24 protein-coding genes and 1 rRNA gene are annotated in these 23,793 nt (G+C 59.8%); 15 read left to right on the top strand and 10 right to left on the bottom strand.

The window, feature by feature from the left end:
- Positions 1–90: 90 nt before the first annotated feature.
- The 3 genes from WC698_05025 to WC698_05015 all read right to left on the bottom strand — a co-directional run bounded on the left by WC698_05025 (position 91) and on the right by WC698_05015 (position 2,171).
- Positions 91–762 carry a hypothetical protein gene (locus WC698_05025; protein MFA6039595.1) on the bottom strand — a complete coding sequence of 224 codons (672 nt, stop codon included), beginning with the start codon at positions 760–762 and terminating at the stop codon, positions 91–93.
- A gap of 189 nt (positions 763–951) precedes the next feature.
- Complete coding sequence (locus WC698_05020; GenBank protein ID MFA6039594.1) at positions 952–1,767, bottom strand: hypothetical protein; 816 nt, start codon at positions 1,765–1,767, stop codon at positions 952–954.
- A gap of 17 nt (positions 1,768–1,784) precedes the next feature.
- Complete coding sequence (locus WC698_05015; GenBank protein MFA6039593.1) at positions 1,785–2,171, bottom strand: hypothetical protein; 387 nt, start codon at positions 2,169–2,171, stop codon at positions 1,785–1,787.
- 615 nt (positions 2,172–2,786) lie between these two features.
- Between WC698_05015 and WC698_05010 the strand changes: the two genes are divergently transcribed.
- Positions 2,787–3,200 carry a hypothetical protein gene (locus tag WC698_05010; protein ID MFA6039592.1) on the top strand — a complete coding sequence of 138 codons (414 nt, stop codon included), beginning with the start codon at positions 2,787–2,789 and terminating at the stop codon, positions 3,198–3,200.
- Between the two features lie 353 nt (positions 3,201–3,553).
- Here the strand turns inward: WC698_05010 and WC698_05005 are convergent.
- A 16S ribosomal RNA gene (locus tag WC698_05005) occupies positions 3,554–5,033 on the bottom strand.
- Positions 5,034–5,421: 388 nt separating this feature from the next.
- Here WC698_05005 and WC698_05000 point away from each other — a divergent pair.
- From WC698_05000 to WC698_04965, 8 genes are all read left to right on the top strand, one after another.
- Complete coding sequence (locus tag WC698_05000) at positions 5,422–6,231, top strand: hypothetical protein (protein MFA6039591.1); 810 nt, start codon at positions 5,422–5,424, stop codon at positions 6,229–6,231.
- Positions 6,232–6,347: 116 nt separating this feature from the next.
- A complete protein-coding gene (locus WC698_04995; GenBank protein MFA6039590.1) occupies positions 6,348–6,917 on the top strand; it encodes a helix-turn-helix domain-containing protein in 570 nt (189 codons plus the stop codon).
- Positions 6,918–7,054: 137 nt separating this feature from the next.
- Positions 7,055–7,612 carry a LuxR C-terminal-related transcriptional regulator gene (locus WC698_04990; protein ID MFA6039589.1) on the top strand — a complete coding sequence of 186 codons (558 nt, stop codon included), beginning with the start codon at positions 7,055–7,057 and terminating at the stop codon, positions 7,610–7,612.
- A 61-nt stretch (positions 7,613–7,673) separates the two neighbouring features.
- On the top strand, positions 7,674–8,237 hold the full coding sequence (gene rpsF / locus WC698_04985; GenBank protein ID MFA6039588.1) for a 30S ribosomal protein S6: 564 nt from the start codon (positions 7,674–7,676) through the stop codon (positions 8,235–8,237).
- Positions 8,238–8,260: 23 nt separating this feature from the next.
- Positions 8,261–8,506: a 30S ribosomal protein S18 gene (gene rpsR, locus WC698_04980; protein MFA6039587.1), complete on the top strand. Its 246-nt coding sequence runs from the start codon at positions 8,261–8,263 to the stop codon at positions 8,504–8,506.
- Between the two features lie 96 nt (positions 8,507–8,602).
- Positions 8,603–9,346, top strand: a complete 744-nt coding sequence (locus tag WC698_04975; protein MFA6039586.1) for a YebC/PmpR family DNA-binding transcriptional regulator — start codon at positions 8,603–8,605, stop codon at positions 9,344–9,346.
- Positions 9,347–9,369: 23 nt separating this feature from the next.
- Positions 9,370–9,777, top strand: a complete 408-nt coding sequence (locus WC698_04970) for a hypothetical protein (protein ID MFA6039585.1) — start codon at positions 9,370–9,372, stop codon at positions 9,775–9,777.
- Positions 9,778–10,279: 502 nt separating this feature from the next.
- On the top strand, positions 10,280–10,639 hold the full coding sequence (locus WC698_04965) for a hypothetical protein (protein ID MFA6039584.1): 360 nt from the start codon (positions 10,280–10,282) through the stop codon (positions 10,637–10,639).
- 93 nt (positions 10,640–10,732) lie between these two features.
- On the opposite strand, the gene WC698_04960 is transcribed toward WC698_04965, so the two are convergent.
- Positions 10,733–13,885 carry a penicillin-binding protein gene (locus tag WC698_04960; protein MFA6039583.1) on the bottom strand — a complete coding sequence of 1,051 codons (3,153 nt, stop codon included), beginning with the start codon at positions 13,883–13,885 and terminating at the stop codon, positions 10,733–10,735.
- 238 nt (positions 13,886–14,123) lie between these two features.
- Here WC698_04960 and WC698_04955 point away from each other — a divergent pair, with 238 nt between their 5' ends.
- The 5 genes from WC698_04955 (at position 14,124) to WC698_04935 (ending at position 17,467) form a co-directional block, all read left to right on the top strand.
- Entirely contained in the window at positions 14,124–14,456 is a 333-nt protein-coding gene (locus WC698_04955) for a hypothetical protein (GenBank protein MFA6039582.1), read from the top strand.
- Positions 14,457–14,568: 112 nt separating this feature from the next.
- Complete coding sequence (locus tag WC698_04950; protein MFA6039581.1) at positions 14,569–15,189, top strand: tetratricopeptide repeat protein; 621 nt, start codon at positions 14,569–14,571, stop codon at positions 15,187–15,189.
- Between the two features lie 171 nt (positions 15,190–15,360).
- On the top strand, positions 15,361–16,299 hold the full coding sequence (locus tag WC698_04945; GenBank protein ID MFA6039580.1) for a permease-like cell division protein FtsX: 939 nt from the start codon (positions 15,361–15,363) through the stop codon (positions 16,297–16,299).
- Positions 16,300–16,330: 31 nt separating this feature from the next.
- Positions 16,331–17,002, top strand: a complete 672-nt coding sequence (locus tag WC698_04940) for a recombination protein O N-terminal domain-containing protein (GenBank protein MFA6039579.1) — start codon at positions 16,331–16,333, stop codon at positions 17,000–17,002.
- 78 nt (positions 17,003–17,080) lie between these two features.
- Positions 17,081–17,467 (top strand): hypothetical protein, encoded by a 387-nt coding sequence (locus tag WC698_04935; protein MFA6039578.1) that lies wholly within the window; start codon positions 17,081–17,083, stop codon positions 17,465–17,467.
- Between the two features lie 67 nt (positions 17,468–17,534).
- On the opposite strand, the gene WC698_04930 is transcribed toward WC698_04935, so the two are convergent.
- The 4 genes from WC698_04930 to WC698_04915 all read right to left on the bottom strand — a co-directional run bounded on the left by WC698_04930 (position 17,535) and on the right by WC698_04915 (position 21,790).
- The gene (locus WC698_04930) at positions 17,535–17,939 is read right to left on the bottom strand and encodes a hypothetical protein (GenBank protein ID MFA6039577.1); all 405 of its coding nucleotides are present in this window, start codon (positions 17,937–17,939) and stop codon (positions 17,535–17,537) included.
- A 1,048-nt stretch (positions 17,940–18,987) separates the two neighbouring features.
- Positions 18,988–20,292 (bottom strand): VanW family protein, encoded by a 1,305-nt coding sequence (locus WC698_04925; GenBank protein ID MFA6039576.1) that lies wholly within the window; start codon positions 20,290–20,292, stop codon positions 18,988–18,990.
- A gap of 124 nt (positions 20,293–20,416) precedes the next feature.
- On the bottom strand, positions 20,417–21,046 hold the full coding sequence (locus tag WC698_04920) for a ribonuclease HI family protein (GenBank protein MFA6039575.1): 630 nt from the start codon (positions 21,044–21,046) through the stop codon (positions 20,417–20,419).
- Between the two features lie 192 nt (positions 21,047–21,238).
- Entirely contained in the window at positions 21,239–21,790 is a 552-nt protein-coding gene (locus WC698_04915; protein ID MFA6039574.1) for a hypothetical protein, read from the bottom strand.
- 63 nt (positions 21,791–21,853) lie between these two features.
- Here WC698_04915 and WC698_04910 point away from each other — a divergent pair, with 63 nt between their 5' ends.
- Entirely contained in the window at positions 21,854–23,083 is a 1,230-nt protein-coding gene (locus WC698_04910) for a S41 family peptidase (GenBank protein MFA6039573.1), read from the top strand.
- A gap of 15 nt (positions 23,084–23,098) precedes the next feature.
- Here WC698_04910 and ndk read toward each other — a convergent pair whose 3' ends face one another.
- Positions 23,099–23,518, bottom strand: a complete 420-nt coding sequence (ndk, locus tag WC698_04905) for a nucleoside-diphosphate kinase (protein ID MFA6039572.1) — start codon at positions 23,516–23,518, stop codon at positions 23,099–23,101.
- Between the last annotated feature and the right edge of the window lie 275 nt (positions 23,519–23,793).

Genomic DNA, 23,793 nt, shown 5'->3' with positions numbered 1-23,793 from the left:
CATAGAAATGTTCTCTTCTGTTCACCAAAATTTGATTCCTCGTGGGAACCTGCATTCTGATACCTGCGCCCTTCTTCCCCATTCGATCAATTATGGAGCGGCAGGCGCGGGCGTGCTCACCGGCACCAGGATGGCCGCGTCCGCGTCGAAGCGCTCCGAGGATTTGCCCTGCACGGTGAGGGTGAGGGGGCCCGCTTGCTCCACCACGAACGTCCCCAGCTCTTCCCACGTGCGGCGACCCTCGCCCCACTGCCTCCCCTCGGGGGTTCTCGACTGGTTCACGCGCGCGGTGAAGAGGATGGGGTTGGTGAGGTCGGGGGAACGGGAGGGGCCGCGCAACAGGTACGACACGCCCGTCGCGTGGGTCATGCCGCGGATCCACGTGGTGTAGAGCTTGTAGGTTCCCGGCGCCACCGAGGGAAAGGTCCAAGCGGCGCTCACCAGCTGCTCCACCGTCACCAGCCTGCGCAGGTGCGTGTGGGAACCGGAGCGGAAGCCGCCGCCGATCTGCGCCCATTTTTCCCCCTCCGTGAGGAAGAGGGGATCCGCGTCATCCGCAACGAGCGTCCCCTGGGGGAAGGGCGCGGCACGCTCCGCAGTCAGGCTCGCCTCCGTCCACAGAGAAGAGCCCACCGCCCCCACAATGACGGCGGCGATGGTGATGAGCGTGTATTGGGTGGTGACGGAAAAGCGCATGGTGCATTCCGGTTTGTACGCTCCTCGCTGCGGTCCTGCAAGCATGCGGCGGTTCCGACTTGCCATATGTTCTCTAATGTTATTCAAGCATTTGGGCTTTCCACAGCCTTCTGCCGCAATTGTGGAAAACCTGTGTATACGCTGTGGATACGGCGTCCATACGTTGCGGTTATCCGTCTCGTATAGGCAATGTAAGCACGATGTATACACAAATAGGCACAAGTGAACGTTATCCACACCCCTGGGGACAACTTCCTATCGCGGTGCGTCTTCTACGGTCGGATCCGGCGGCGGTAGGATGCCCAGCCGGACGTATTTCGTATGGGATTCTCTGGTGCAGAGGGTAACGAGGGAGAACTTCTCCCGCGGGTGTTCCCTGTTCCATATTGCCACGTTGTTGTTCCAATCATGGGCTTCTCCGTAGGCCACGTAGCACACACTTCCGGAATCTTCGGCTGAAGCGATGCGGAGGAAGGCATCCTCCCTGTCCTCCAAGACGACCTTGTTCCAGTTCGCATCATTCTTCCTGTTCCATGCGGCGGTAAACGTCTCCGTCTTCTCCGCGCCGCGTTCCTCCACCAAGCCCCGCTCGGCGGCGTACGCCGCCGCTCCCATGAGCGCACGGTCGGAGAGGCGGAGCTGGCGGCTCACGCTGAAGGAGCGGGGGAGGTTGGGTGGCGGCTCACCCCGGGCGAGCACCCCCTCGTTGAAGATGATCGTGAGCCGCACCCGCTCGTCGCGGCAGAGGGCTTCGATGAGCTCGGCGACCTCCCGCTGCGATTGTTCCACCTGCCGTTTGAGTTCTTCCGTCGTCGCGTCGCCCTGGTGGATGTTCGGCAGGTGCACCACGCCGCGCGCGGCGCCCGGGACGATGAGGTGCGCGCGGTGCGTCACGTGGGGGAGCGGTGCTTCCAACAGATGCTTCAAGCGCGCATTGACGCCGTGGGGATCCTCCTCCACGGGGTCTTGTGCCATGGCGTTCGGCATCAGCAGCCACGCCGCTCCCGCCAGCCCTGCACGTAACGCATCACGGCGGCGGAGGGAGGGAGGGCGGAGGGGAGAGAGTTCCATGAAAAGAGGCGGAACGGTCAGTCATTCTTCATTCGTACGCGGACGTGCTTGGAATGGAGCAGGACTTCCCGCAGGACGATCGTATGGGCGCGCTGCGATTCTCCGATGTCTTCGGGGCAGTGGATCCATACCTTGAAGACGGCATTGCCGTTAGGGTACACGTCCGTGCAACCGATGTCGCTCATCTGCGTAATGGTGTCGCCGGTGGGGAATCGGAAGGCATGCAGCACGTCTCCGATGCGCGTGCGGATGAAGCCGATGATCCTCCGTTGCCGTTCAATCTTCCTCACGCGTCCCTTGAGGAATTCCCCCATCAGGGTACGCGCCACTTTCCGCTCGCTTCCCGGCTGCGGTTCAACGTATTTCCCGTACATGTAGCTCAGTTCCGGTGCAAGAATGTGCATGGGAGGTGGAGTGTAGCGATCATCCAAAGGACGGCAAGAATGGGGAGGGGGGAATTGCAGGGAGCCCTGAGGGAAGCCAAATATACAGACAGCACACACAGGCGTGACATCGGTTTTTAAACCGATACTGTCGCGAGCTTTGAGCTCGCGGATGGAAGGATGGCCTTCCCGTAATGCAGTAATGTTCCCCACTTTCTTTTGTCAGGGCGACAAAAGAAAGTGGCAAAGAAAAGCGCTCCGCGCGCCAAAGGAAATGTGAATGTCCTCTTGTCCCGCTTCCGGGGCCCCGTCGCGTCTGGAAGTTTAAGACTACCTTGTTCTCTATGCTTCTGCTCAACTTCTGGTTCTTCCACCGACCGTGGCGCGCGGCTCCGGCCTAACCTCGGAATGATCGTGGAAGAGGGGATAACAGCACACGGCCTTCTCCCTCACCCCCACCTGGCGTGCGACCGTCTTCCATCAAAACGTCACACCGGCTTTCGAACCGGTGGTACCGCGGGCTTTAAGCTCGCGGATGGAAGGATGACCTTCCCGTCATTCAGCTGAGAACTATTCAAATAATTGTCGCGAAGCGCGGGTCTATGAACTGCAAGTGTGAGGTGTATCATGGAGTTTATGAAGCCGCTTTCTTTCCTCGATTCAGCCATTACTACATGGGGGCGCATTTCTATGAGGTTCGTATTAGCTCTGTTCATATTTCTTGCTTTCGCGGCTCTAATTTCGGAAACTCCGGAAAAGTTATGGGAGATATTTCAATTGAGTTTTGTACTGGGGGCTTTGGTGCTCAGCATGAGTACGCGTACTTTGCTCAAAGGGCACCAACATGACTTTCCTCGTTTAGGCTTTGTATTCGTGTTGAGCGGCATTCTGATTCTTTTTGGATTGGGACTTCAGATTTCAATTCAGCAGCAATACCTTTCCATCCCTGAAGTTTCGGGCGGGGTGTTCATATTTATCGGGGTATTTGCTTTGGCTTTTGGCATGGCCGATCTGTTCTTCGAATTTGGGGGTGCGATGTTGAAGAAATGATCTCCTTCACCCCCATCTGACACGCGGGACCTCGCGGATATATTTGCACAAAAGAACTCCATTCACCCCATCGTGTAGCCCCGAACCATTCGCCTGCGGCTCAGGTTCAGGGCGTAAGTGCTCAACAAAAAGGGCCGTCAGGCCCGGTACCCGTTTTCACAGCATCGTGTAGTAGAGAAGTCCTTTCTTCCGAGGCCTCAGTACTTCATGCCCTCGAGGATGAGGGAAGGAAGCACTGGGGGTGTCCCCCCGGTCAATAATTGTGCTTGATAGAAGATGAACACCATCTAGAGCAAGCGACTCGTCCGGCTTCGCCCGAAGGCTACGCCGAGACGGTCCAGGTAACTCCCTGGTAAGGAGATATTCCATCCGCAGGTTCTCCTACGGATACCTTGTTACGACTTACTCCCAGTCAGCAGTGTCACCGTGGTACCGCCCACTGAAGGTAACGGTGCTTCGGGTGCCCCTGCCTCCCATGAGTTGACGGGCGGTGAGTACAAGACCCAGGAACATATTCACCGTGGTGTGGCTGACCCACGGTTACTAGCGATTCCAACTTCATGAAGGCGAGTTGCAGCCTTCAATCCGAACTGAGACCGACTTTTTGGGATTTGCTTGCCCTCGCGGGTTCGCTGCCCTCTGTATCGGCCATTGTAACATGGGTGTTGCCCCAGACATAAAGGACACGCTGATCTGACGTCATCCCCACCTTCCTCCGCCTTGGAGGCGGCAGTCTCCTATGAAAGAACAACATAGGATGAGGGTTGCGCTCGTTCGCTGACTTAACAGTACACCTCAAGGCACGAGCTGACGACGACCGTGCATCGCCTGTCTCCGAGTTCCTTGCGGCACTCCCGTCTTTCGACGAGATTCTCGGGATGTCAAGTCTGGGTGAGGTTCTTCGTTTATCATCGAATTAAACCCCATGTTCCACCGCTTGTGTGGGTCCCCGTCTATTCCTTTGGGTTTTAGCCTTGCGGCCGTACTTCCCAGGCGGCGTGCTTACCGCGTTAGCTTGGGCACAGGAGCAATTGAAAACTCCTACACCGAGCACGCATCGTTTAGGGCGTGGACTACGGGGGTATCTAATCCCCTTTGCTCCCCACGCTTTCGTCTCTGAGCGTCAGTACACCCCCAGCACCCTGCCTTCGCTTTTGGCGTTCCATCGTGGATCAACGGATTTTACCCCTACACACGACATTCCAGGTGCCTCTGAGTGACTCGATCCTAAGAGTTTCCGGCACGCTTCCGGAGTTGAGCTCCGAAATTTTACACCAGACTTTTTAGGACGCCTGCAGACGCTTTACGCCCAGTAATTCCGAGTAACGCTTGCATCCCCTGTCTTACCGCGGCTGCTGGCACAGGGTTAGCCGATGCTTTCTCCTGAGGTACCGTCAAAAATTTCGTCCCTCAGAACAGGAGTTTACGCCCTGAAAGGGCTTCATCCTCCACGCGGTGTCGCTCCGTCAGGCTTTCGCCCATTGCGGAAGATTCCTCACTGCTGCCTCCCGTAGGAGTATGGACCGTGTCTCAGTTCCATTCTGGCTGGTCGTCCTCTCAGACCAGCTACCCGTCATAGCCTTGGTAAGCCGTTACCTTACCAACAAGCTGATAGGCCGCAGGCCCCTCCCGGACCGCAAAAGCTTTACCCTTGCGGGACCATCCGGTATTAGCCCCGCTTTCGCGGGGTTATCCCTGAGTCCGGGGCAGGTACCAACGTGTTACGCAGCCGTTCGCCACTCTCTACGATATTGCTACCGTAGAGCGTTCGACTTGCATGTGTTAGGCGCACCGCCAGCGTTCACTCTGAGCTAGGATCAAACTCTTCATAAAGACCCTAGTGATCAAATGATCACTGGATGATCACATTATTTTGTATCGGGTGATCGCCGATATAGTACTCAAAAAAGGAATATTGTTCATGCTTCCGATAAAGGAAGATGAACTGGGACTTTCTCTACTACACGATGCTGTGAATGAGCTGGTGCCATTCACCCTGAGCTTGTCGAAGGGTGAAGGAGCATAGAAGAAGGCTCTCCACCTTTGTCATCCGCCCGCGGGGCTGTTCTTGCGGGCCGATGGGTGAAGGAGCTGAAAAAGCTAGCCTCTGAAAGTGTTCGGATAACGCTCTCAAAGAAGCAAAGCCAAATGATTGTACTCGTACGTGAAGGGGGGTCAAGCGAATCGAAAGCGATTCATGGTGTAGAATCCGCCCCCGTTCATGCCTTCCCAATTCTCCATTTCCAAGCGGCGCAAGCGGAGGATGGTGCTCCTGCTCCTCCTCCTTTCGGTCCCCGTGGCCGCCATCGGCGCCGCATCCGTGATCACGGCGTCGCTCACGAAGGAGGCGGAGACGTTCCTTCTCTCCCTCAAAGAGGGGCGGGTGGAGGAAGCGTACGGAACCACGGCCGGCGCCTTCCGAGCCGAGACGTCGCTGGAGACGTTCCTCAAGTTCTCCCGGGACTTTCCCTTCCCCTCATACGAAAAGGCGCAATGGAAGCCGCGGGGCTTCGGCCTCTCTCCCTTCACCGCCGCCATCGGCGGCACGGTCACTCTGGCCGGCGAAACCGTCCCCGCACGCCTTACGTTCCAAACCGAGAGCGGCGCTTGGAAGATTTCCAAGGTAAGGTTCAACACCGCGGAGGCGGCATCCCTCCTCCCGGAAGCGGAGACGCTGGAACTGGTGCGGGGGACCATGGTCACGCTGGCGCAGGCGTTGCAGAAGAAGGATTTCACGGCGCTCCATGCGCAGGGTTCTTCCCTCTGGCGGGAGGAGGTGACGCCGGAAGACCTGCAGAACTCTTCGCTGGAACTGCTCAACACCAAGGGGCTCAACCTCGTCGCGGTGGAAAAGGAGTACCCCCGGCTCAGCGCACGTCCCTCCTTGGATGCCGATAACGCACTGATGGCGCAAGGGTACTACCCCATGGAGAACAAGAAAGCCCTCCTCTTCGAACTGCGCTACACCTTTGAGGAGAAAGCGTGGAAATTGGCGGGCATCGGCGCGTGGATGGGGAAAATGCCGAAATGAGTATGTTAAGATCCATTGACTCACAGGAAGCCGGGAGTAGCGTAGCTCCGCGCTCTTTTCCATTATTGGCAGCATCCCGCTGTTTCTTTCGAAGACTCTAGTATAGGAGACAGAACATGAAGGTCTTCACAACAGGCCAAGCAGCCAAGATCTGCAAGGTCAGCCCTCAGGTAGTGTGCAGATGGTTCGACTCGGGTCGGCTCAAGGGATACCGGATTCCCGGGTCTCAGGACCGGCGCATCCCGCGCGCGAACTTGATCCGGTTCCTGAAGGAGAACAACATGCCCTTCGACGATCTCGAAGATGAGACAATGGCCAAGGTGCTCATCGTTTCGCAAGACGAGGTTCTCATTGGGAATCTCCAGCGTGAGATGACACCGGAGCAGTCGTTCAAGGTTGCCGTGGTGGCAAATAACTTCGAGGTGGGCACTCATGTGAACAGCTTCCTTCCAGATTGCATCGTCGTCGATTTCTCCATCGGGAATATCGAAGCGGCGCTTATCTGCAAAAACATCCGGGGACACTCTGACTACTCCGGAGTGATCGTGATCGCCGTGCTGCCCGATGATACCCCGTCGAGCTTCGATCGGCGAACGGTCCATGAAACGTTCAGGAAGCCGTTTGATGCCTACTTCCTCGCCGAGCGTGTGCGGACGATTGTAGGGGCGAAGAAAGATCTGGTCTAAAAGAGCCGTGGAGAGAGCCTCCCGCTTTCTCCTCTCAACCTCCAGCAATTCTGTTGGAGGTTTGGGATGAATAGGCTTAGGATGCTTTCTCTTGTTGCAGGAATAAGAAGTTCTTCCCATCCATTCCTTCCTTTTCCATGGGTCTAGCACGCACTACTACCGAGCAGTGGGAACAGAAAGTGAACAAGATACTCACCACGCGCGAGCTCCAAGTATTCCAAGCATTGGGGGAGGGGAAAACAGTGCGGGAAATGGCCGGCTTACTCAGGTTGAGCGTGAAAACCGTGCAAAGCCATCAAGATCACATCAGAGCAAAGCTCGGCATCTTGGATAGTCACAAGGTGTTCATGCTGGCTGTGAGGCAGCAGTGCGATGCAGCTGTTTCCTTGGAAGGAGGAGGTGCAGGTTCTATCAACAGTGAAGAAGTGGGAGCTGAGGGGCAGGATGATGTTCCGCTGCAGACTCTCTCCCCCCGCTTGCTCCAAATATTCCAGGCATTGGGTGAAGGAATAGAACTGAAGCATATTGCGGGTCAACTCGGCATTAGCTACTCAACTGCGTCAATTCATGTGCAGAATTTGAAGCAACGATTGCATTGTGGAAGCTTGAAAGAGCTCTACGTTCGTGCGGTGCGACAGAAGTACAGGGCGCAAGCCAATACTATTTCTTCTTGCAACAACTCCCTCATTCTGTAAACTACTTCCGTCCTGATTCCCCGCTCCCGTTTCTGGGACCGGGTTTACCCACGAGTCAGCCATGCCACAACTGGTCCCCACATCGGAAGACACGCGCATCTACGAATGGTGCGTCCTTTATCCGTATCCCCTCACCCAAAAGGAGGAGCAGCAGCTCATCAAGGAGGTGGAAGGTCACTTTGAGGAAGTCGGCGCAAAGCTGGTTGCCAAGGACGCCTGGGGCCGACGCGGCCTGGCGTATGCCGTCGGCGGGTTCAAGGAGGGGAACTTCACGGTGTACTACTACGAGATGGATCCCGCCAAGGTGAAGGAGGTGGATAACGCTTTGCGCATCACCAAGGGCGTGCTCCGCCACATCACGGTCAAGCCGCCCAAGCACTACCAAGTGGTGAAGTTCAGCGAAGCCTATGAAGCGTGGCTCAAGGATCGCAAGACGGTGGAGGAGCAGCGCGCCTCCGCCCGCGAGGAGAAGGTGCAGGAGCAGATCGCGCGCAAGGCGAAGATGAAGGCCAAGGCCACCGCCGAGCGCAAGAAGACGGTGAAGCCCGCCGAGCGTCCCTTGGAAGAGGAGGCCATTACCGAGCAGATCGACAAGCTCATTTCCGACGACACCCTCGACATCTAGTTCCCCGTTCCCTCGACCCCCCCATGGCCTTCCATAAGCAGACCCAGCAGCAGCGCCGCCCCGATCCCCGCATGAAGAAGTGCCCCTTCTGCGAGCACGGCACCGCGTACATCGATTACAAGGATTATCCCGTCCTCAAGCCCTACATCGATTACTTCGGGAACATCCGCAAGCGCTACTACACGGGCGTTTGCCTCAAGCACCAGAAGATGCTCAAATCGGCGGTGGAACGCGCGCGATTCATGGCGATGTTGGCGTATCGAAAGTAATTGAAAATTTGAAATGCAAAATGCAAAATGATCCCGTTGAGGGTAGTCTGGAGTAGTATTCCATTTTGCATTTCACATTTATCATTTTTCATTCGTATGTCAGGACATTCCAAATGGGCCAACATCCGGGTCAAGAAAACCGCGCAGGACGCCAAGCGCGGGAAGGTGTTCACGCGCCACGCGCGGCTCGTGGAGATCGCGGCGCGGGCGAGCGGGGGGGATCCCGCCACCAACCCCACGCTGCGGACGGCGATAGAGAACGCCAAGGAGGACAGCGTGCCCAACGCCAACATCGAGCGCGCCATCCAGAAGGGCACGGGGGCGCTCAAGGGCGAGGCGATGCGGGAGATGGTCTACGAGGCGTACGGCCCCGCGGGCACCGCCTATATCATCGAGTGCCTCTCGGACAACCGCAACCGCACCATCGCCAACGTCAAGCTCCTCATCGGCAAGCACGGCGGGCGCATGGCGGAGGGGGGCGCCGTGGCGTGGATGTTCGAGCGGAAGGGCCTCATCGTCGCGGAACTGCCGGCAGGCATCCCCGTGGATGACGTGGAGCTGGAGCTCATCGATCTCGGCGCGGAGGATTTCGCCGTGGAGGGGAACGTGATCCGCGTGGTCACCTCCATGACGGGCTGGGCGAAGGTGCGCGACGCCCTCAAGCGGAAAGGGTGCGTCGTCGATTCTGCCGGCCTCTCCTACGTCCCCAAGCAGAAGGTGCCCGTTAACGATCCCGCCGCCGCCGACAAGGTGGCGAATTTCATCGAAGCGATCGAGGAGGATGACGACGTGAGCGAAGTGCACACGAACGCCGAAGTGCAGGTTGCCGTTGCAGCGTGAGAAGAGGTAGAATCCCCGCCTTTATGCTCGACTACTTTAATGAGCGTTCGGCGTATCTTGTAGCGCAAGGGAGTTGCATGTCCGATGCACAAGGGTTGATCAATAGCATTTGTGAGGATGCCATCCGTACGGGTGTCATACGGCAAGGAAGCAACATGCATCGCAGAGTGGAGCAATTATCGGAATCCGTAGCTCGCATGATCGCAGTGGTATGCGTAGAGCGACTGTTGACTGATATATGCCATTCCGTCATGAAAAAGCATCAGATGGCTCACGATGTTGAGACGCTGAAGGTTCTAACCGGGAACATCTGTTTGCGTTTGCAGGAGATGGGTTTGCCGTCGGAGTTGGTTGCGATGAAGATCATCCGACAATACTATTCCATCGCGAGAACAAGAATACAGAGCGTGATGGATCAAGGTATAGAGTGACAACATCGCGCAGGAATCTACCGATATGAGAGCCTGGTTTGCCGTGGCAGCGTAACGATCTTTCCGCTTCTCGCAGCCGCGGGGAGGGAGTGAAGCAATGAACGATGCCTGTGGGGGAACGGAGATGGTGTACAGTGCGCTGAAGGAAAATTCGCGCTCTTTCGAAGGAGAGGAACATGAAGAGATCTTTTCATTGCGCGGCGTTTCTCGCCGCAGCGCTGGTTCTCGGTTGGTGGATCTTTTCCTGGTGGTCGGTTGAAGGACCCGGGCGGATTTGGGTCATCGTTCCGATCTTCCTGGGAATCCTCCTCTGTATGAGCCTTGTGTGGTGCCTCTTGGCGCCTCCCCGGGGACCAGGCACGAGGGAATGAAGGGGTATCGGAAGGGTCATTCTGACGCAGGTCGGCTCCGGCCTGCGTCTTTTTTTCGCATGCGTATGGGCTAAACTGGAAATACCATCCCACCTGATTGCCTTCGTCCTCGCGTTCCGTATTCTTTGCGCATGGCTACCATCGAAGACAGCGAAATTCTTGAGCAATGGGAGGGAATGGACCCCTTGGTGGAAGATGTGCTGGAAGATCCCGAGGCGGCCGCCGGGAGGCAACAAATGACGCGGCGCGCCGTCATGGTGATCATCACGGCGGCGGTCGCGGGTCCGGGAGCGGTGCAGGCCGTTATGTCCGCCAGGCACCGCAAGCATCTTCGGGAATACTGCGGGGCCCATGCGGCGGAGATTGACCGGTGGTTCGCGTCCGATCTCGCATCCTTGCATCGGGAAAGGGAACGGACGGAGGATCCCCTCGCGCACGAAGTCCTCACGGAGATCATCCGGAACAAGGCGGCGCTCGGTCCGGGAGCGTAGAAAACATCTGTATAGACGTTGTATATACAAACATCCCGCAGCAGGAGATGCGCCATTCTTTTTTCCTAATTCCTAATTCTTAATTCAAAATTCTTAATTCTTTTCCGTCACAATCACCTCCACCTCGTCCTGCGTGGCCTTGTTGAGCATGTCCACCGCGATGATGCGGATCACATGGGTGCCGGCGGGGACGTTGAGCGGATACGTGAAGAGGTAAGGCTCCTTGGGCTTGCGCGTGAGGAGCGTCCCGTCCAGGTAGAACTCCACGTACTTGATGCCGGAGGGGGACTCCGCGGCGACTTCCATCGTCACGTCCTGCCCCTTGACCACGCCGGCGCCGATGATGGGCTGCACGATGCGTACCGCCGGGCCGGAGGATTGCGAGGCTCCGCTGAAGCGGATGGTTACGCTGTCCGTGGCGAGGTTGAAGAAAGCGTCGCGCAGCTGCACCTCCAGCGTGTGGATGCCTTCCTTCTCGATGGAGCGCGGCACGCGGATGATGGGTTTGAAGGGCGCCTTCGTCTCCTCCGCCACGATCTTCCCGTCCAGGAGGAAGGTGACGCCGCTCGCGGAGGAGCCGGCGGTGTAGCTGATTTCCGGCTGGAAGGAGGGGTAGGGGGCCGAGCCTCCGTCGGACGGCGACAGGATGCGCACCGTGGGCTTGATGAGGCGGCCCGGCGTCTTGCTGGTGTCGCACTTCTCGGAGGGGGGGAGGGGCAGGGGGAGCGTGGCCGTGGGCGAGCGCGCCCATTCCTGCACGCCCTGGTCCCACAGCGGCCAGCGTTCGGCCTGCACGCTCGTGGGCAGGAAGAAGCTGCGCAACTCCTGCGCTTCCGCGGGGCACATCTCGGAGGCGAGCAGGCCCGTGACGCGGTCCACCTTCATCGCCACACAGGCGGAATCCACCTGCGCGGGCGCGCGCTCCGCCAGGAACACGTCCGGCTTGCGCAGGGAAACGGGGGTGCATTCGGAGGCCAGGTCGCCGGAGAGGAGGGAGATCTGCGGCTGCACGATGCCCTGGGGCACGGGGAAGTCCGTCGCGTTCACCTGCACGATCTTGTGCGCGCGCACCATGAAGTCCTTCCAGATGGGCGCGGCCACGTTGAGGCCGTCGGCGCGGTCGGCGAGGGCTTCGCTGTTGGCGTTGCCCACCCACACGCCCGCGGCCAGGTTGGGGGTGTACCCGATCGTCCACACGTTGTCCGGCTTGCGCACGCGGCAAGTGTTCCCCTGCGCCTCCGACGCGCGGTCCAGGCACTTGTTGCTGGTGCCGGTCTTGGCGGCGGCTTGGAAGCCGGGGACCGAGAGCACGGATTTCCAGAACTCGTTGGGACGCACGGAGACGTCGCTGAGTACGGAGGTCACCTGGTAGGCAACGCGGGGGTCCAGCACCTGGCGCGCGGGATCCTCTGTGGAGGGGAGGGGGAGCGGGATGAGGGCGCCACGCTTGTCCGTGATCTTGCTGATGGAGACGATATTGCGGGCTTGGCCGGCATCGGCGATGGTGCTGTAGCCGTTCACCATCTCAATCAGGGGCGTCTCCGCGGCGCCGATGGCCAGCGGCCAGCCGTAGTCGAAAGCGCGCTTGCGGTTGATCTCGCGCTTGCGCGCCTTGGGGGAGGGGACGCCCATGTCCTCGGTGAGGTTGAGGACGGCGTCCTCGCCGCCGGCGAGGAAGAACGCCTTGATGGCGGGGATGTTGCGTGAGGCGCCCAACGCCTGGCGCGCATTCATCAATCCCCAGAAGGTGCCGTCGAAGTTCTGCGGCTCGTCGGTGCCGAACTTGGTGGGGACGTCGTAGAGCACGGTGGCCGGTGCGTACCCCTTGAGGAACGCGGTGGCGTACACGAACGGCTTGAAGCTGGAGCCCGGCTGGCGCGCGGCGAGGACCATGTCCACCTTCGCCTCACCCTCGTCTTTGAAGTCCACGTTCCCCACGTAGGCCAGCACCTCCCGCGTGTGGGGATCCATGGCGACGAGCGCGATGTTGCGGGCGCCGTACACCCTCTCGATGTCTTCCTGCTTGGCGGCCACCGCGGCTTCCGCGGCCTGCTGCAGCTTCCAATCGAGCGTGGTCCGGATCGTCAGCCCGCCCTGTTCCAGGAGTCCCTTCTCCGCGTTCTCTTCCAGCAGGCTCTCCACTTGGTCCTTGACCCACAGCACGAAGTGCGGGGCGCGGATGTCTTCCCGCGAGGGCTTGAAGGCCATGGTCTTGAGCTCGTCCAGCGCCCGGATCCGCTGCTCTTCGGTGATGAACTCCTGGTTCTGCAAATTCTTGAGCACCTGGTCCGTGCGCCCGCCCACATAGAACACGGTGCTGCCGGTGCCCACCATGTTTCCCAGGAGCCCGATGCGGATATCGCGGTCCGCCAGGTCGTCCGCTTCGGTGGCGCGCCCTGTGACGATACGGTCCATGGCCTCCGGCGTCACCTGGGTGCGCACGTGGGAACCGTAGGGGTTGAAGTACGAGGGGCGCTGGGGGATGGCGGCGAGCACCGCGGATTGCGCGAGCGAGAGGTCCTTGGCGGACACGCCGAAGTAGCGGTGCGCGGCTTGTTCCACGCCGTACGCGTTCTGCCCGTAGGGGATCCAGTTGAGGTAGAGCTCCAGCAGCTTATCCTTGTCGTACACGCGCTCCAGCTCGCAGGCGAGCATCATTTCCCGCAGCTTGCGCGTCACCGTCCTCTCGGGGGAAATGAGCGAGTTGCGCGCGAGCTGCTGCGTGAGGGTGGAAGCGCCGCCCGTCACGCTGCTGCCGATGAGGCGCGCGAACACCGCGCGGGCGATGGAGCGGAATTCGATGCAGCCGTGCTGGAAGAACCGCTCGTCCTCAATGGCGACCACCGCTTTCTTGAGGGGGTCGGCGATGGCGGTTCCCGCCACGTAGGTGCGGTCCTCTTCCCCGTACAGGCGGTAGAGTTCCACGCCGTTGCGGTCCGTGATCACCGTGCTCTGCGCGGCGAGGAGGCTGGTGGGATCATTGACGTCGGGGAGGGTGAGCCACAGGAAGCCCAGGTAGGCCGCGGTGAGGAGGAAGAGGATGCCGAAGCCGCGGAGGAGGAATTTGCGCCACCCCAGCGTTCGTTGTTGGCGGAGCACCCACCGCGCCAAGCTTGCCAGCGCGTGCGCCAGACGTTCGAGGAGCGACGACAACCGGGCGCCCCATCCCTTCCTCCTGCGTGCGGCAGGAGCATGGCCTTCCGAACCGTGCGTAGGGCGGATGGAAAATCCTTCTGGGGAATCCATAGGGGGGATTTGAGTGTAGGCCGCTCAGAGGGTGGGAGCAAATGAGTGGGACGGTTCCCATCAGAAGTATCCGGTGCCAAATTTCAAACAAGTGCCACTATTCCAGATGCTTTTTTCTCTCCTTGATACCTGTTTGATACTTGCTTGTTGTTTCTTGTTCAAAGGGACATGTATTCCACCATGAACGCTTCGCTCCCGCCTCTTCATTATCGGCATAATCATGGTACAATATACGGAAATGAAGCGCTTCCTCTCCCCGTGGCTCTTCCTCCTTTCTTCTTTGCCCGTGGCGGTGCGGGCGCAAGAGGCAGAGGAAAGAGTCCTGCACGTCCCCGGGTTGGATCTCTCCATTCTCCAAGTGATGGGGAATTTCGTGGGGCTGGCGGCGTTGTGGATCGTGCCCCTCACGGTCACGCTGTTCCTCATCGGGGCGTTCATGACGGTGGCGGGGGCAGGCAAGGAGGAGTGGTCCAAGAAGGGGAAACAGGTGATGGTGGGGTCGCTCATCGGGATGGCGGTCGTTCTCCTGGCCGCCGTCATCATCAAATTCATCTTCTACGTTATTTTCTAGAAAACGGTGGCGCGGTTCTCCTCCTTCTACTACCCTTTGTCCCCTGTATGATACCGACTTCTCTGTCATACCGCCTGTTCCCCGTGGCCCCCCGCCCCTCTCCCTCCCCCCTATGGTGAATGACGATCCATCCTCGGATGTCCTTCCCCGCCTGGAGAAGGCGGAGCAGTTGAAGTTGGACGGCAAGCACCTGGACGCGCTCGTGATTTTGGAGGATCTCCTCTTCGAGGATCCGGAGAACATTTCCGCGCTGGAGGAGGTGGCGGACAACGAGCTGAGCCTGCACCACTACGACCGGTCGGAGGCGGCGGCGCAGCAGGCGGTGGCGTTGGACCGCAACAGCTACACCGGCTTCTACATCCTGGGTTTCCTCCGGTCGCGCACGGAGCAGTGGGAAGAGGCCGTGCAATTCCTCCGCAAGTCCAACGCGCTGCAGTCCAACAATCCCGAGATCCTCCGTTGCCTCGGCTGGGCGCTGTTCCACGCGGGGCAGCGTGCGCAGGGGATCGTCACGCTGGAGCGCGCGCTCAATTTGGATGCCGAGAGCACGCTCACGCTCTGCGATTTGGGGATCGCGTACCTGGAGGCGCAGAACTTCGCCAAGTCCAAAACGCTCTTCCTCCGCGCGCTCGACCTGGACCCCGGCAACGCCCGCGCGCGTGAATGCATCCAGGCGCTGGAGAGGATGAGGGCGATGTTATCGAGGGAGAAGGAGAAGGTGGTGCGGCAATAGGAGAACGTAAGGATTCCGACGAGTCCGAGGATTCCGACGAACCGATGGGAAATTCATAGCGCTTGTTCCTGACATTCCTCGGAATCCTCGGAATCGTCGGCAACGTCGGAATCCTCCTCCCATCACTCTCTCACCTACCACTTCCCTCCGATCCGCTCTATACTGACCGCCATGCGAGACAAGCGTCCGCACGGGAAGACGCAGCATACTGCGTCTCTACGTCTCTTCTGGCGCAGTTTGCGCAGGGGATTCACCGACATGCCCCGTGAGCGCAATATGCTCCCCGCGTTGGGGCTGCTCCTCTCCCTTCTCCTCGCGCTCCAGCTCCTGCTGGCGCTGCAGGGGGCGTTTGGGGGGATGGCGGTTTCGCTGGGGCAGGAAACCTCGCTGCGCGTGGAACTGACGGCGGACGCGGAGCACGCGGATGCCGAGCGCCTCTTCAGCGCCCTGCAGGCATTGCCGGGCGTGGATGCGGTGGACTACGTGACGCGCGAGCAGGCGTACGAGAATGAGCGCGACATCCATCCGGAGTGGATCGCGGCGCTGGACCGCACGTCGGCGCAGAGCCCCTTTAGGGACGTGCTCATGGTGGAACTGGCATCGGCGGGGTACCGCGCGCCGCTTGCCCGCATCCTGCAGGATGGGGAGTGGATGAAGGTGGTGGACGCCACCGCGCTGGCGCGCGCCGTGGAGGAGGACGCGAACCTCTTGCGGGTCCGTTCCCTGTTGGGGATGGGGCGCTGGGCGCTGCTGCTCTCGTCGCTGCTCCTCCTATTCGTGCTCGTCTCTTCCCTCGTCGCCCTGGTGCGCAAGCGCGCGCTCCTCCATCGCGAGGAGGTGACGGTGGGGTGGCTCTCGGGCGCGCAGGAAGCGGGGCTCCTCCTCCCCTTTGCCGCGGAAGCGTTCCTGCTCCTCTTCATCGCTTTCGCGCTCAGCGTGCTCATCATGGTCCTCCTCTCCCTTACGCCGTCCCTCTCCCTACTGGGGAACCTCACCATCGCCGAGCATTCGCAGGGCGTCTTCCCCCTCCTCGGCATCGAACTCCTGTGCCTCCCCTTCATCGCGCTCCTCAGCGCGTGGTTGGGGGTGAGGCCGTTCCTGAGGAAGTGATGGGATCAGTACGTCGAAAGGACGCCATGACATGGCGTCCTTACGGTGCATCCTCTATAAAGTACCCGTGCCCTTCGCCTTCACCTGCCAGGCCCTCGTCCTCCGCACCTACGACACAGGGGAGGCCGACCGCTTTTGCATCCTGCTCACGCGGGAGCGCGGGAGACTGGCGGTGCGGGCGAGCGGGGCGCGGCGCTTGGGAAGCCGCCTGGGCGGGTACCTGCTGCCGTTCTCCCATCTCCAGCTGGGCCTGAAGGAAGGAAACAGCGGCTGCTACGTCTCTTCCGCCGTTCCCACCGATCCCCGCATCCCATCCCTCGCCCGGCCCGCCGTGCTCGCGTGCGCGCAGGAGGGGATTGAGGTGCTCCTCTCGCTCGTCTCCCACGAGGAGCCCGATCCCGCGCTCTTCGACGCCACGCTCCGCTTCCTCGTCACGTGCGGCTCATCGGCATCCGCCGTCGCGCTTCCGTACATCATCCGCCTGCTGGACATTCTGGGGTTCCTGCCCGAACAGGAATCGCTCCGCAGCGTCATGGCACTCTCGGAAGAGGAGGAGAAGTACGTGGGAAGAGCGCGGCGCGAGGAAGATGTCACTTCGCTCGACCGCCGTTCACGCATGCGCGTGCGGGAACTATGCCAGCGCCTTATGGAAGATCATCTCAGCACGGCGCTGCGAGTCCCCTCCGTGGCGGCGGGGTTGTAATATGCAATTGATTTTTCACCGTATGCGATTACAGTTGCTACTATGACAGTGAATTCATTGAACTCGGATGGGTGCGAAATGGATCTCCAAGGACGTTCTGCCTGCGATCTTTTCGGTGGTAAAAAACTCCTTGCCGAACATATCGTATCGGTGCTTAGGGCTCATCCTCAAGCAGACATGTATTTCGGAGAGGCTCTCAAAAATCCAGATCCGGCTGCCGCGCTCGCTCAAATTCCGAGGGGAACACTCACTCGTTTTCTTTTTGTAATCGATATGCCATCACATGAGATCTTCCCTCCATTGAATTCGATTCAGGAAAACGGACCGCAGAAAGCCGCCTGGGCATTACGCATGAAGCAGCAGGCGCTCGATGAATTGTGTGCTCCAACCACACCGCCAAGCATCGAAGAGACTTACAAAATTGAGGCTTTCCGTGAACACTACAAGAGTGCAGTCAAAGTGTGAGGTTCATCTTAAATCTCTGTGTTCTAGTCATGGGGTATAGGAAGCGCGCCTCTATTTTCCACTTACCTCATTCCACTCTGTATTTGAAGTGCTCGCGGACAGCGCTGACAACCTCTGTGTCGGCCATGCTCCTTATTTCTCTCTGCTCTTCCTGCAGGTGATGAGCAAGATTGCACAGTGTCTGCCCCAAACGCCAATCGGGGTGCAACGACCATATTTTCTGTACGCATCCCAGTACAATGCGGCGGATATCCTCGCTATCACCCTGCTCGCTGACCTCCCGCAAGGCTTGACGAAAAGCCATGAGACCTTGTACCAGTTCATCATCCTCAATGTCCCACAGGTTTTCTTGCCTGCCCTCCTCAGATCCCGCTGCATCACAGATGACAGCTGCGAATGTCTGTTGCGGATTTTGCTTCCATGTAGCTTCCACTTCTTGCAGAACGCCAGGGATCCGTTCTGGAGGTCTCATACACATAACATACCTCAACAACAAGGCCAGCCATACCAAGTGCTTCTACCAGTTAAGGATTGTAACAGGAAACCAACGTTCAAGCCTGCCATGTGATGCTTCATGATGTTGCACTAACGCGAGCAGGCACCGCCGCATCGCAGGCGCTCTTGCATATGGATCTCTCGGCTCCGGCAGCTCTCCGTACTCATTTCAAGAATTTCGTCGGATAAGGGAATGACTGATTGCAGAGCCGGGTATTCTTGAATAGTATGGGGCCAATGATGAACGCTCAGCCCTCGAAACCGGTATCTGGAGGTTCTGCTTTGGACGAGGAAACAAGGCGATTCTTGGATGGATGTCTGTCGCTTGCGGCTCAAGATATTACGAGCCATCGAAGCAACCCGTTCTTCGCTGCGCGGCTTGAGGAAGAGGTTGCGCAAATTCGAATGAACTCTTCTGCAGCTCTTGAACGTCTTGAGGCTGGCCAAGGGGCTGCAGCGCTCCAGTGTCGTCGCCGCGCTCGATGACGAGTACAAGGCCATGCACTGATCGGCTCCGCGAAATTGCCGTTGAGGAGAACTGTGCCAACGCCTAATGGAAGATCATCTCAGCACGGCGCTGAGGGTTCCCTCGGTGGCGGCGGGGTTGTAGTTTTGTTCTTCTGGCAGGCAAAACGCTGGCGCTTCACACCACCCCCCGCCCACCCACCTCGCCTTGCTCACCGCGGACTAGACAGCTTCCGCTGCCAGCATCGACTGAATCTGTGCCCGTTGAGTGGCAATCACGTTTGCGTACCCAGCGCGATAGTTCTTCTCGCAGACTTGTCGGCTCCGGGGGCTCAGCTCACCCCACCAAGCGGTAAAACTCTCAAGCTCTCTGATGGGATAGATCCGGCCGCGCTCTTTCCCGAGCTCTTCCGTGTACAAGATATACAGCCGGTGGAGTTCACGCAGATCTACCTTGCCATCATCCGGTGGCTTTTCGAACATAGGATGTTCCATCCTTTTGATACTAAACTACTGCGTAGCGAGATGTCAAAGGATGATGTTCTAGTGCAGGCATCCCATCATTCCGCAGACGTTACCTCCGTATCCTCCATGAAGACCGTGGGGATTTCCGTGCCCGTGCCCGTGCCGAACTGCAGCTTCTCCACGCCGATGAGCGTGTAGAGCGGGCGGGCTTCGTAGAAGGAGTACACCGGCTCCTGCTTCACCTCGCCGTTGCGGCTGACCACGCGCACCCACAGCGCCTTGAGGCCGGGGACGCGCTCGCCCAGCTTCTTGCGCTCGCCCGGCGGAAGTTCCGTGGTGTACTCCGTGCGGTCGGGCGGGGGCGCTTTGCGGTCCCAAATGAAGGGGCCGAGCACGGTGCTCCGCCGCGCATCCCGCGTGCCGTAGTAGATGAAGTAGGCGAGGTTCCCCTCGCGGTGCGTCTGGATGAGGAGCGCGCCCGAGGAGTCGTTCACGAATTGCATGTCCACGGCGGGCGGGTACACGGTGGCGTCCGTCCCCTGCGGGAAGTAGTGGCTCACGGTGTAGCTGTGGTTGATGCGCTTGGCGATGGGGAAGCCGTACTCCCATATGCCGCGGTAGGCTGTGGTGCTCACTTGGCACAGCCCGCCGCCGTAATCAGGTTCCGTGCGCGCCCCCTTGATCACCAGTTCCTTAAGGTACCCCGTGGTGCCGTCCACCCTTCCCAGCGTTTCCCCGAAGGAGAAGGTCTTCCCCGGGGGCACCAAGTGCCCGTTGAACTTGCTCAAGCCCACGGCGATGTTGTGGCGGCGGTTGGCGGGGGAGTTGCTGTAGTCCGATTCCCCCACCGTCACCACTTCGGTGATGCCCTGTTGACGGAGCAGCGGGTCCTCCACGCGGATCTGCGGCTGTGTTTCCTTTACCGGCAACATGATCTCCCGCACGCCGTTCTCCAACGCGGCGACCGTCAAATCCATGGCGCGATCCAGGTCCACCTCCCGCCCCGGCAGCCCCACGCCTTCGAACACGATCGTCCCGCTTCCCGTTGCGGATCCCGTTCCCGTCCTCCGAATCACCACGCTGCCCGGGTCGCGGCGGAGGGGTTCCGCCACCTGCATTGCCAGGGCTTGGCGGATGGCGCCGCGGTCCCAATCATCCTGCTGCGTCAACACCACGCCCGGAGGGAGCGGAGGGATGGAATCCCCGTCCACGAGGAGGGAGGAAGGAGGGGAGATTTCCTTCCCGTTGACCGTCCAAACCGCGCGTGTCGTCCTCCAAGCCGCCGTCGGCCGCACGGTGTACAGGAAGTGGCGGTGGCGGAAGGTGAGGGTCGGTTCCGCGGCGGAGGCCTTCCCCGTAATGAGGAGGAGGGGAATGATGAGGAACAGGAGACGGCGCATCAGGAAGAGTATTACGTATTACGTATGGCGTATCCAGTATGAAAGCCTTCTCTCCTTCTATACGTACTACGTAATACGTAATACGCAATACGTACTACGTGCAGTCATGTCAGTACCCATCTCCTCAATACTCAATACTTTTTCCAAACATCGTCCTCTGCTGCGGCTCCTGCGGATTGGTGGGCGTGGCCCGTTTGTAGCTTTTCTCCAGGTCGTTCAGCGCCTTGTTCACCAGCGCGTCCGCGCGGTAGTTGTCGCTGCGGGGGATGTGCTTGAACACGATGTCGGGGAATTCCATGGAAAGCTCGCGCACTTCCTGCACGAGCGGCTGGAGCGTGGCCATCTTGACGGCGTACTCGCCTCCGACCTGCTTGACCACCAATTCGGAATCCAGGTGGCAGATGAGGCGGTTGGGATGGTATTGCAGCGCCGCCTTGAGCCCCTCAATGAGCGCACGGTACTCCGCGATGTTGTTCGTCTCTACGCCGATGCATTCGCCGTGCTGCTTGAGGATTTCTCCCCGCGCGGGATCCTCAATGATGTAGCCGATGGCCGCCTGCCCGGGATTGCCGCGGGAGCCGCCGTCGGAGAAGAGGTGGAGGGTGCCCCCCACGCTCGCGGGCATTTCCTGTTCCGTTGCCGGCATCCCCTCCAGCGCCTCCTTCAAAACCTGCGCCGCGAACTGCTCGCGTTCCCGCATTTTGGGGAAGAGCTCTTCGAGCCGCCGTTCCAAAGCCGCGGGGAGGCGGAGCATGTTGGGAGCGATTATAGCACGTTTTGTAGTGGAAGCGATTTGTTGAGGGGAGCGGATGCAGAGGTATCAGAAGAAGCAGAGGATGCAGAAGAAACAGAAGATGCAGAGGCAGGGAAGCCAATGACACTTCCGGACTTCTTCGATACACACTCCTCTGCATCTTCTGCATCCTCTAACTCCTCTGCATCTTCTCTATTCCGCCAAATCCAACTTAAACCTCCCTTCCCTATAATCAATCGTCGCGCCGCCGGTTCTCCGGAGCGTGAGGTCGGAGGCGGCGATGAGGACTTCCGGATTATCCGCGTGGCGGAAGGTATGTAGGCCGTCCGCCGCCCCTTCCATGAACTCCATGCAGAAGCCGCCGCGGCCGTCCACGGTCACCAGAAGCAGGGGTTTCTTCCCCTCCTCGCCCGCCACGCGTTCCAAGGCTTTTGCCGCACTGCGTGTAATGGTCAAGACGGGAGGCCGCGGGGGAAGGCCGTCCAGGAGGCTGTTCAAATCGGAAACGAGCTCGGTGATGTCCTCCTCCGTGAACCCGTGGAGGCGGCACCCCTCTTCCAGCGTCTCCGATCCGGCTAAGCTGCATCCCGCGCACTGGATGCCATACTCCGCCATCAGCTTGGCGGCATCCGGCAAAAGCGCGGTCACGTCCGCGACGCGCATGGAGCGCGTGAAAGCCGCAACGCTTCCGATGGCGGTTTTCCCCTTCGCCTGATTGTGCTGCTTCTTGCGCACGGTTACCATACCCCTATCCTAGCGTTCCCGGCGACGTTTCCAATAAATCATCCCGCTTTCCATCCTCCTCCCATGTCCCGCTCCCTCAAGACCTTCCTCGTCATCGTCCTCCCCCTCTTCGCGCTCGTGGTGGGGATGCGGTTGGGTGTCGCCTACGACCGTTGGATGGGGGGGACGGGATACCAAGACTACGCCGATCCGGAGACGGGCAGCGGGACGGTGCTCACGGACCCGGAGAAGGAAGCGGACCTCTCGCTTATGTGGGAGGTGTGGCGGCTGCTCCAGCGGCACTACATCGACCCCGACGCCCTCACCTCCCAAGCGCTCATTGAGGGCGCAGTGGGGGGGCTCGTGGCCGGGGTGGGGGATCCCTACACGGCCTTCATGCCGGCCCGGGAGAATTCGGAGTTCCACCAGGCGCTGCAGGGGACCCTGCAGGGGGTGGGAGCCGAGCTCACGCTCAAAGAGGGCATGATCGTGGTGGTGTCGCCCCTTCGCGGATCGCCTGCGGAACGCGCGGGCTTGCTCCCCGATGACATCGTGACGCACGTGGACGGGCAGAGCCTGGAGGGACTGACGCTGGACGAGACGGTGAGCCGCATCCGCGGCGAGAAGGGGACGAAGGTCACACTCACCCTCCTGCGCTCCTCCGTGCCGGAGCCCATCGTCCTCACCATCCAGCGCGACAACGTCACGGTGCCCAGCGTGGAGTGGAAGGTCCTCTCCGCCTCCGGGAGCCAGATCGGCTACGTGGCGCTCAATCAGTTCGGCGAGAACAGCATGAAGGAGGTGCGGCAGGCGCTGAGGCAGATCAAGGACAAGCCGCTCAAAGGGTTGGTGCTGGACCTGCGCAACAACGGCGGCGGGTACCTGGAGGGCGCGGTGGAACTGGCCTCCATGTTCCTCAAGGAGGGGGAGGTGGTGGAGGTGCAGAGCAGGGGAGGGGAAGTGGAACGGCACAAAGCGTACGGCGAGCCGGTCCTTCCGGATTTGCCCCTCGCGGTGCTCATCAACCAGGCATCGGCGAGCGCGGCGGAAATCGTCCCCGGTGCGCTGCAGGATAACGGGCGGGCGACGATCGTGGGGATGACGAGTTACGGCAAGGGGACGGTGCAGGAGATCATCGAGCTTCCCGGCGGCGGCAGCCTCCGGGTCACGGTCGCCCGCTGGCTGACGCCCAAGGGCAAGAACCTGGCCAAGGAGGGCGTGGTTCCCGACGTCAAAGTGGAACGCCAACCCGGGGACATCATCGGCAAGAAGGATGCGCAGCTGGAGGCGGCGCTCAAGGTGTTGCTCCCGTGAGGGTCCCCCGGTGATTCAATAGGTGAATAATTCCTCCGTTTTGAAAAACCGCCTCACCTCCTTCTCCGCCGTCTCGGGGCTGTCGCTCGCATGGGCAACGTTCACCATCTGGTCCACGCCGTGTGCGGCGCGCAGCGTCCCCGGCGCGGCTTTGCGGCTGTCCGTCACGCCCAGCATGTCCCGCACTTTTTGGACGATATCTTCTCCTTCCAATACCAGAGCGATGACGGGCGTGGAGCCCATGAACTTCTCCACTTCGGGGTAGAAGGGCTTGTCGGCGATGTGCGCATAGTGCTCGCGGAGGAGCTCCTTTCCCAGGCGGATCATCTTGCAGCCGCGGATGGCGAAACCGGCTTCTTCGAACCGCGCTATCACCGTTCCGACGAGTTTCTTCGTCATCGTATCCGGCTTGAGGAGGATCAGCGTCTGTTGCATAGGAGATGAGGTAAACGTGTGGAAGCGGAGAGAGAATAGAAAGAAAATGCGAAATTGGAAATGCAAAATGAGAAATGGTTGTCGAATATGCTCAATTCGAGGAAATGCCTCCGTCATTTCGCATTGCATATTTCTTCATTTTGCATTTGTCCGGTTCAAGCTTTCTGAACTAAAGGGGGCGGTCCAGAGAATGCTCTCCGTCCCGCCCCCTCCCCACCCGCTATCACTCCTCCCTTCGCCCCTCCCTTCCGCTCCGTTCCGTCCCCTTCGCCCCG

It is taken from the genome of Candidatus Peribacteraceae bacterium, from assembly GCA_041661065.1.
Classification (GTDB): Bacteria; Patescibacteriota; Gracilibacteria; order Peribacterales; family Peribacteraceae; genus CAIKAD01.
Note: the sequence above shows the minus strand (reverse complement) of the source record. Positions and strands in the feature narration are given on the sequence as shown.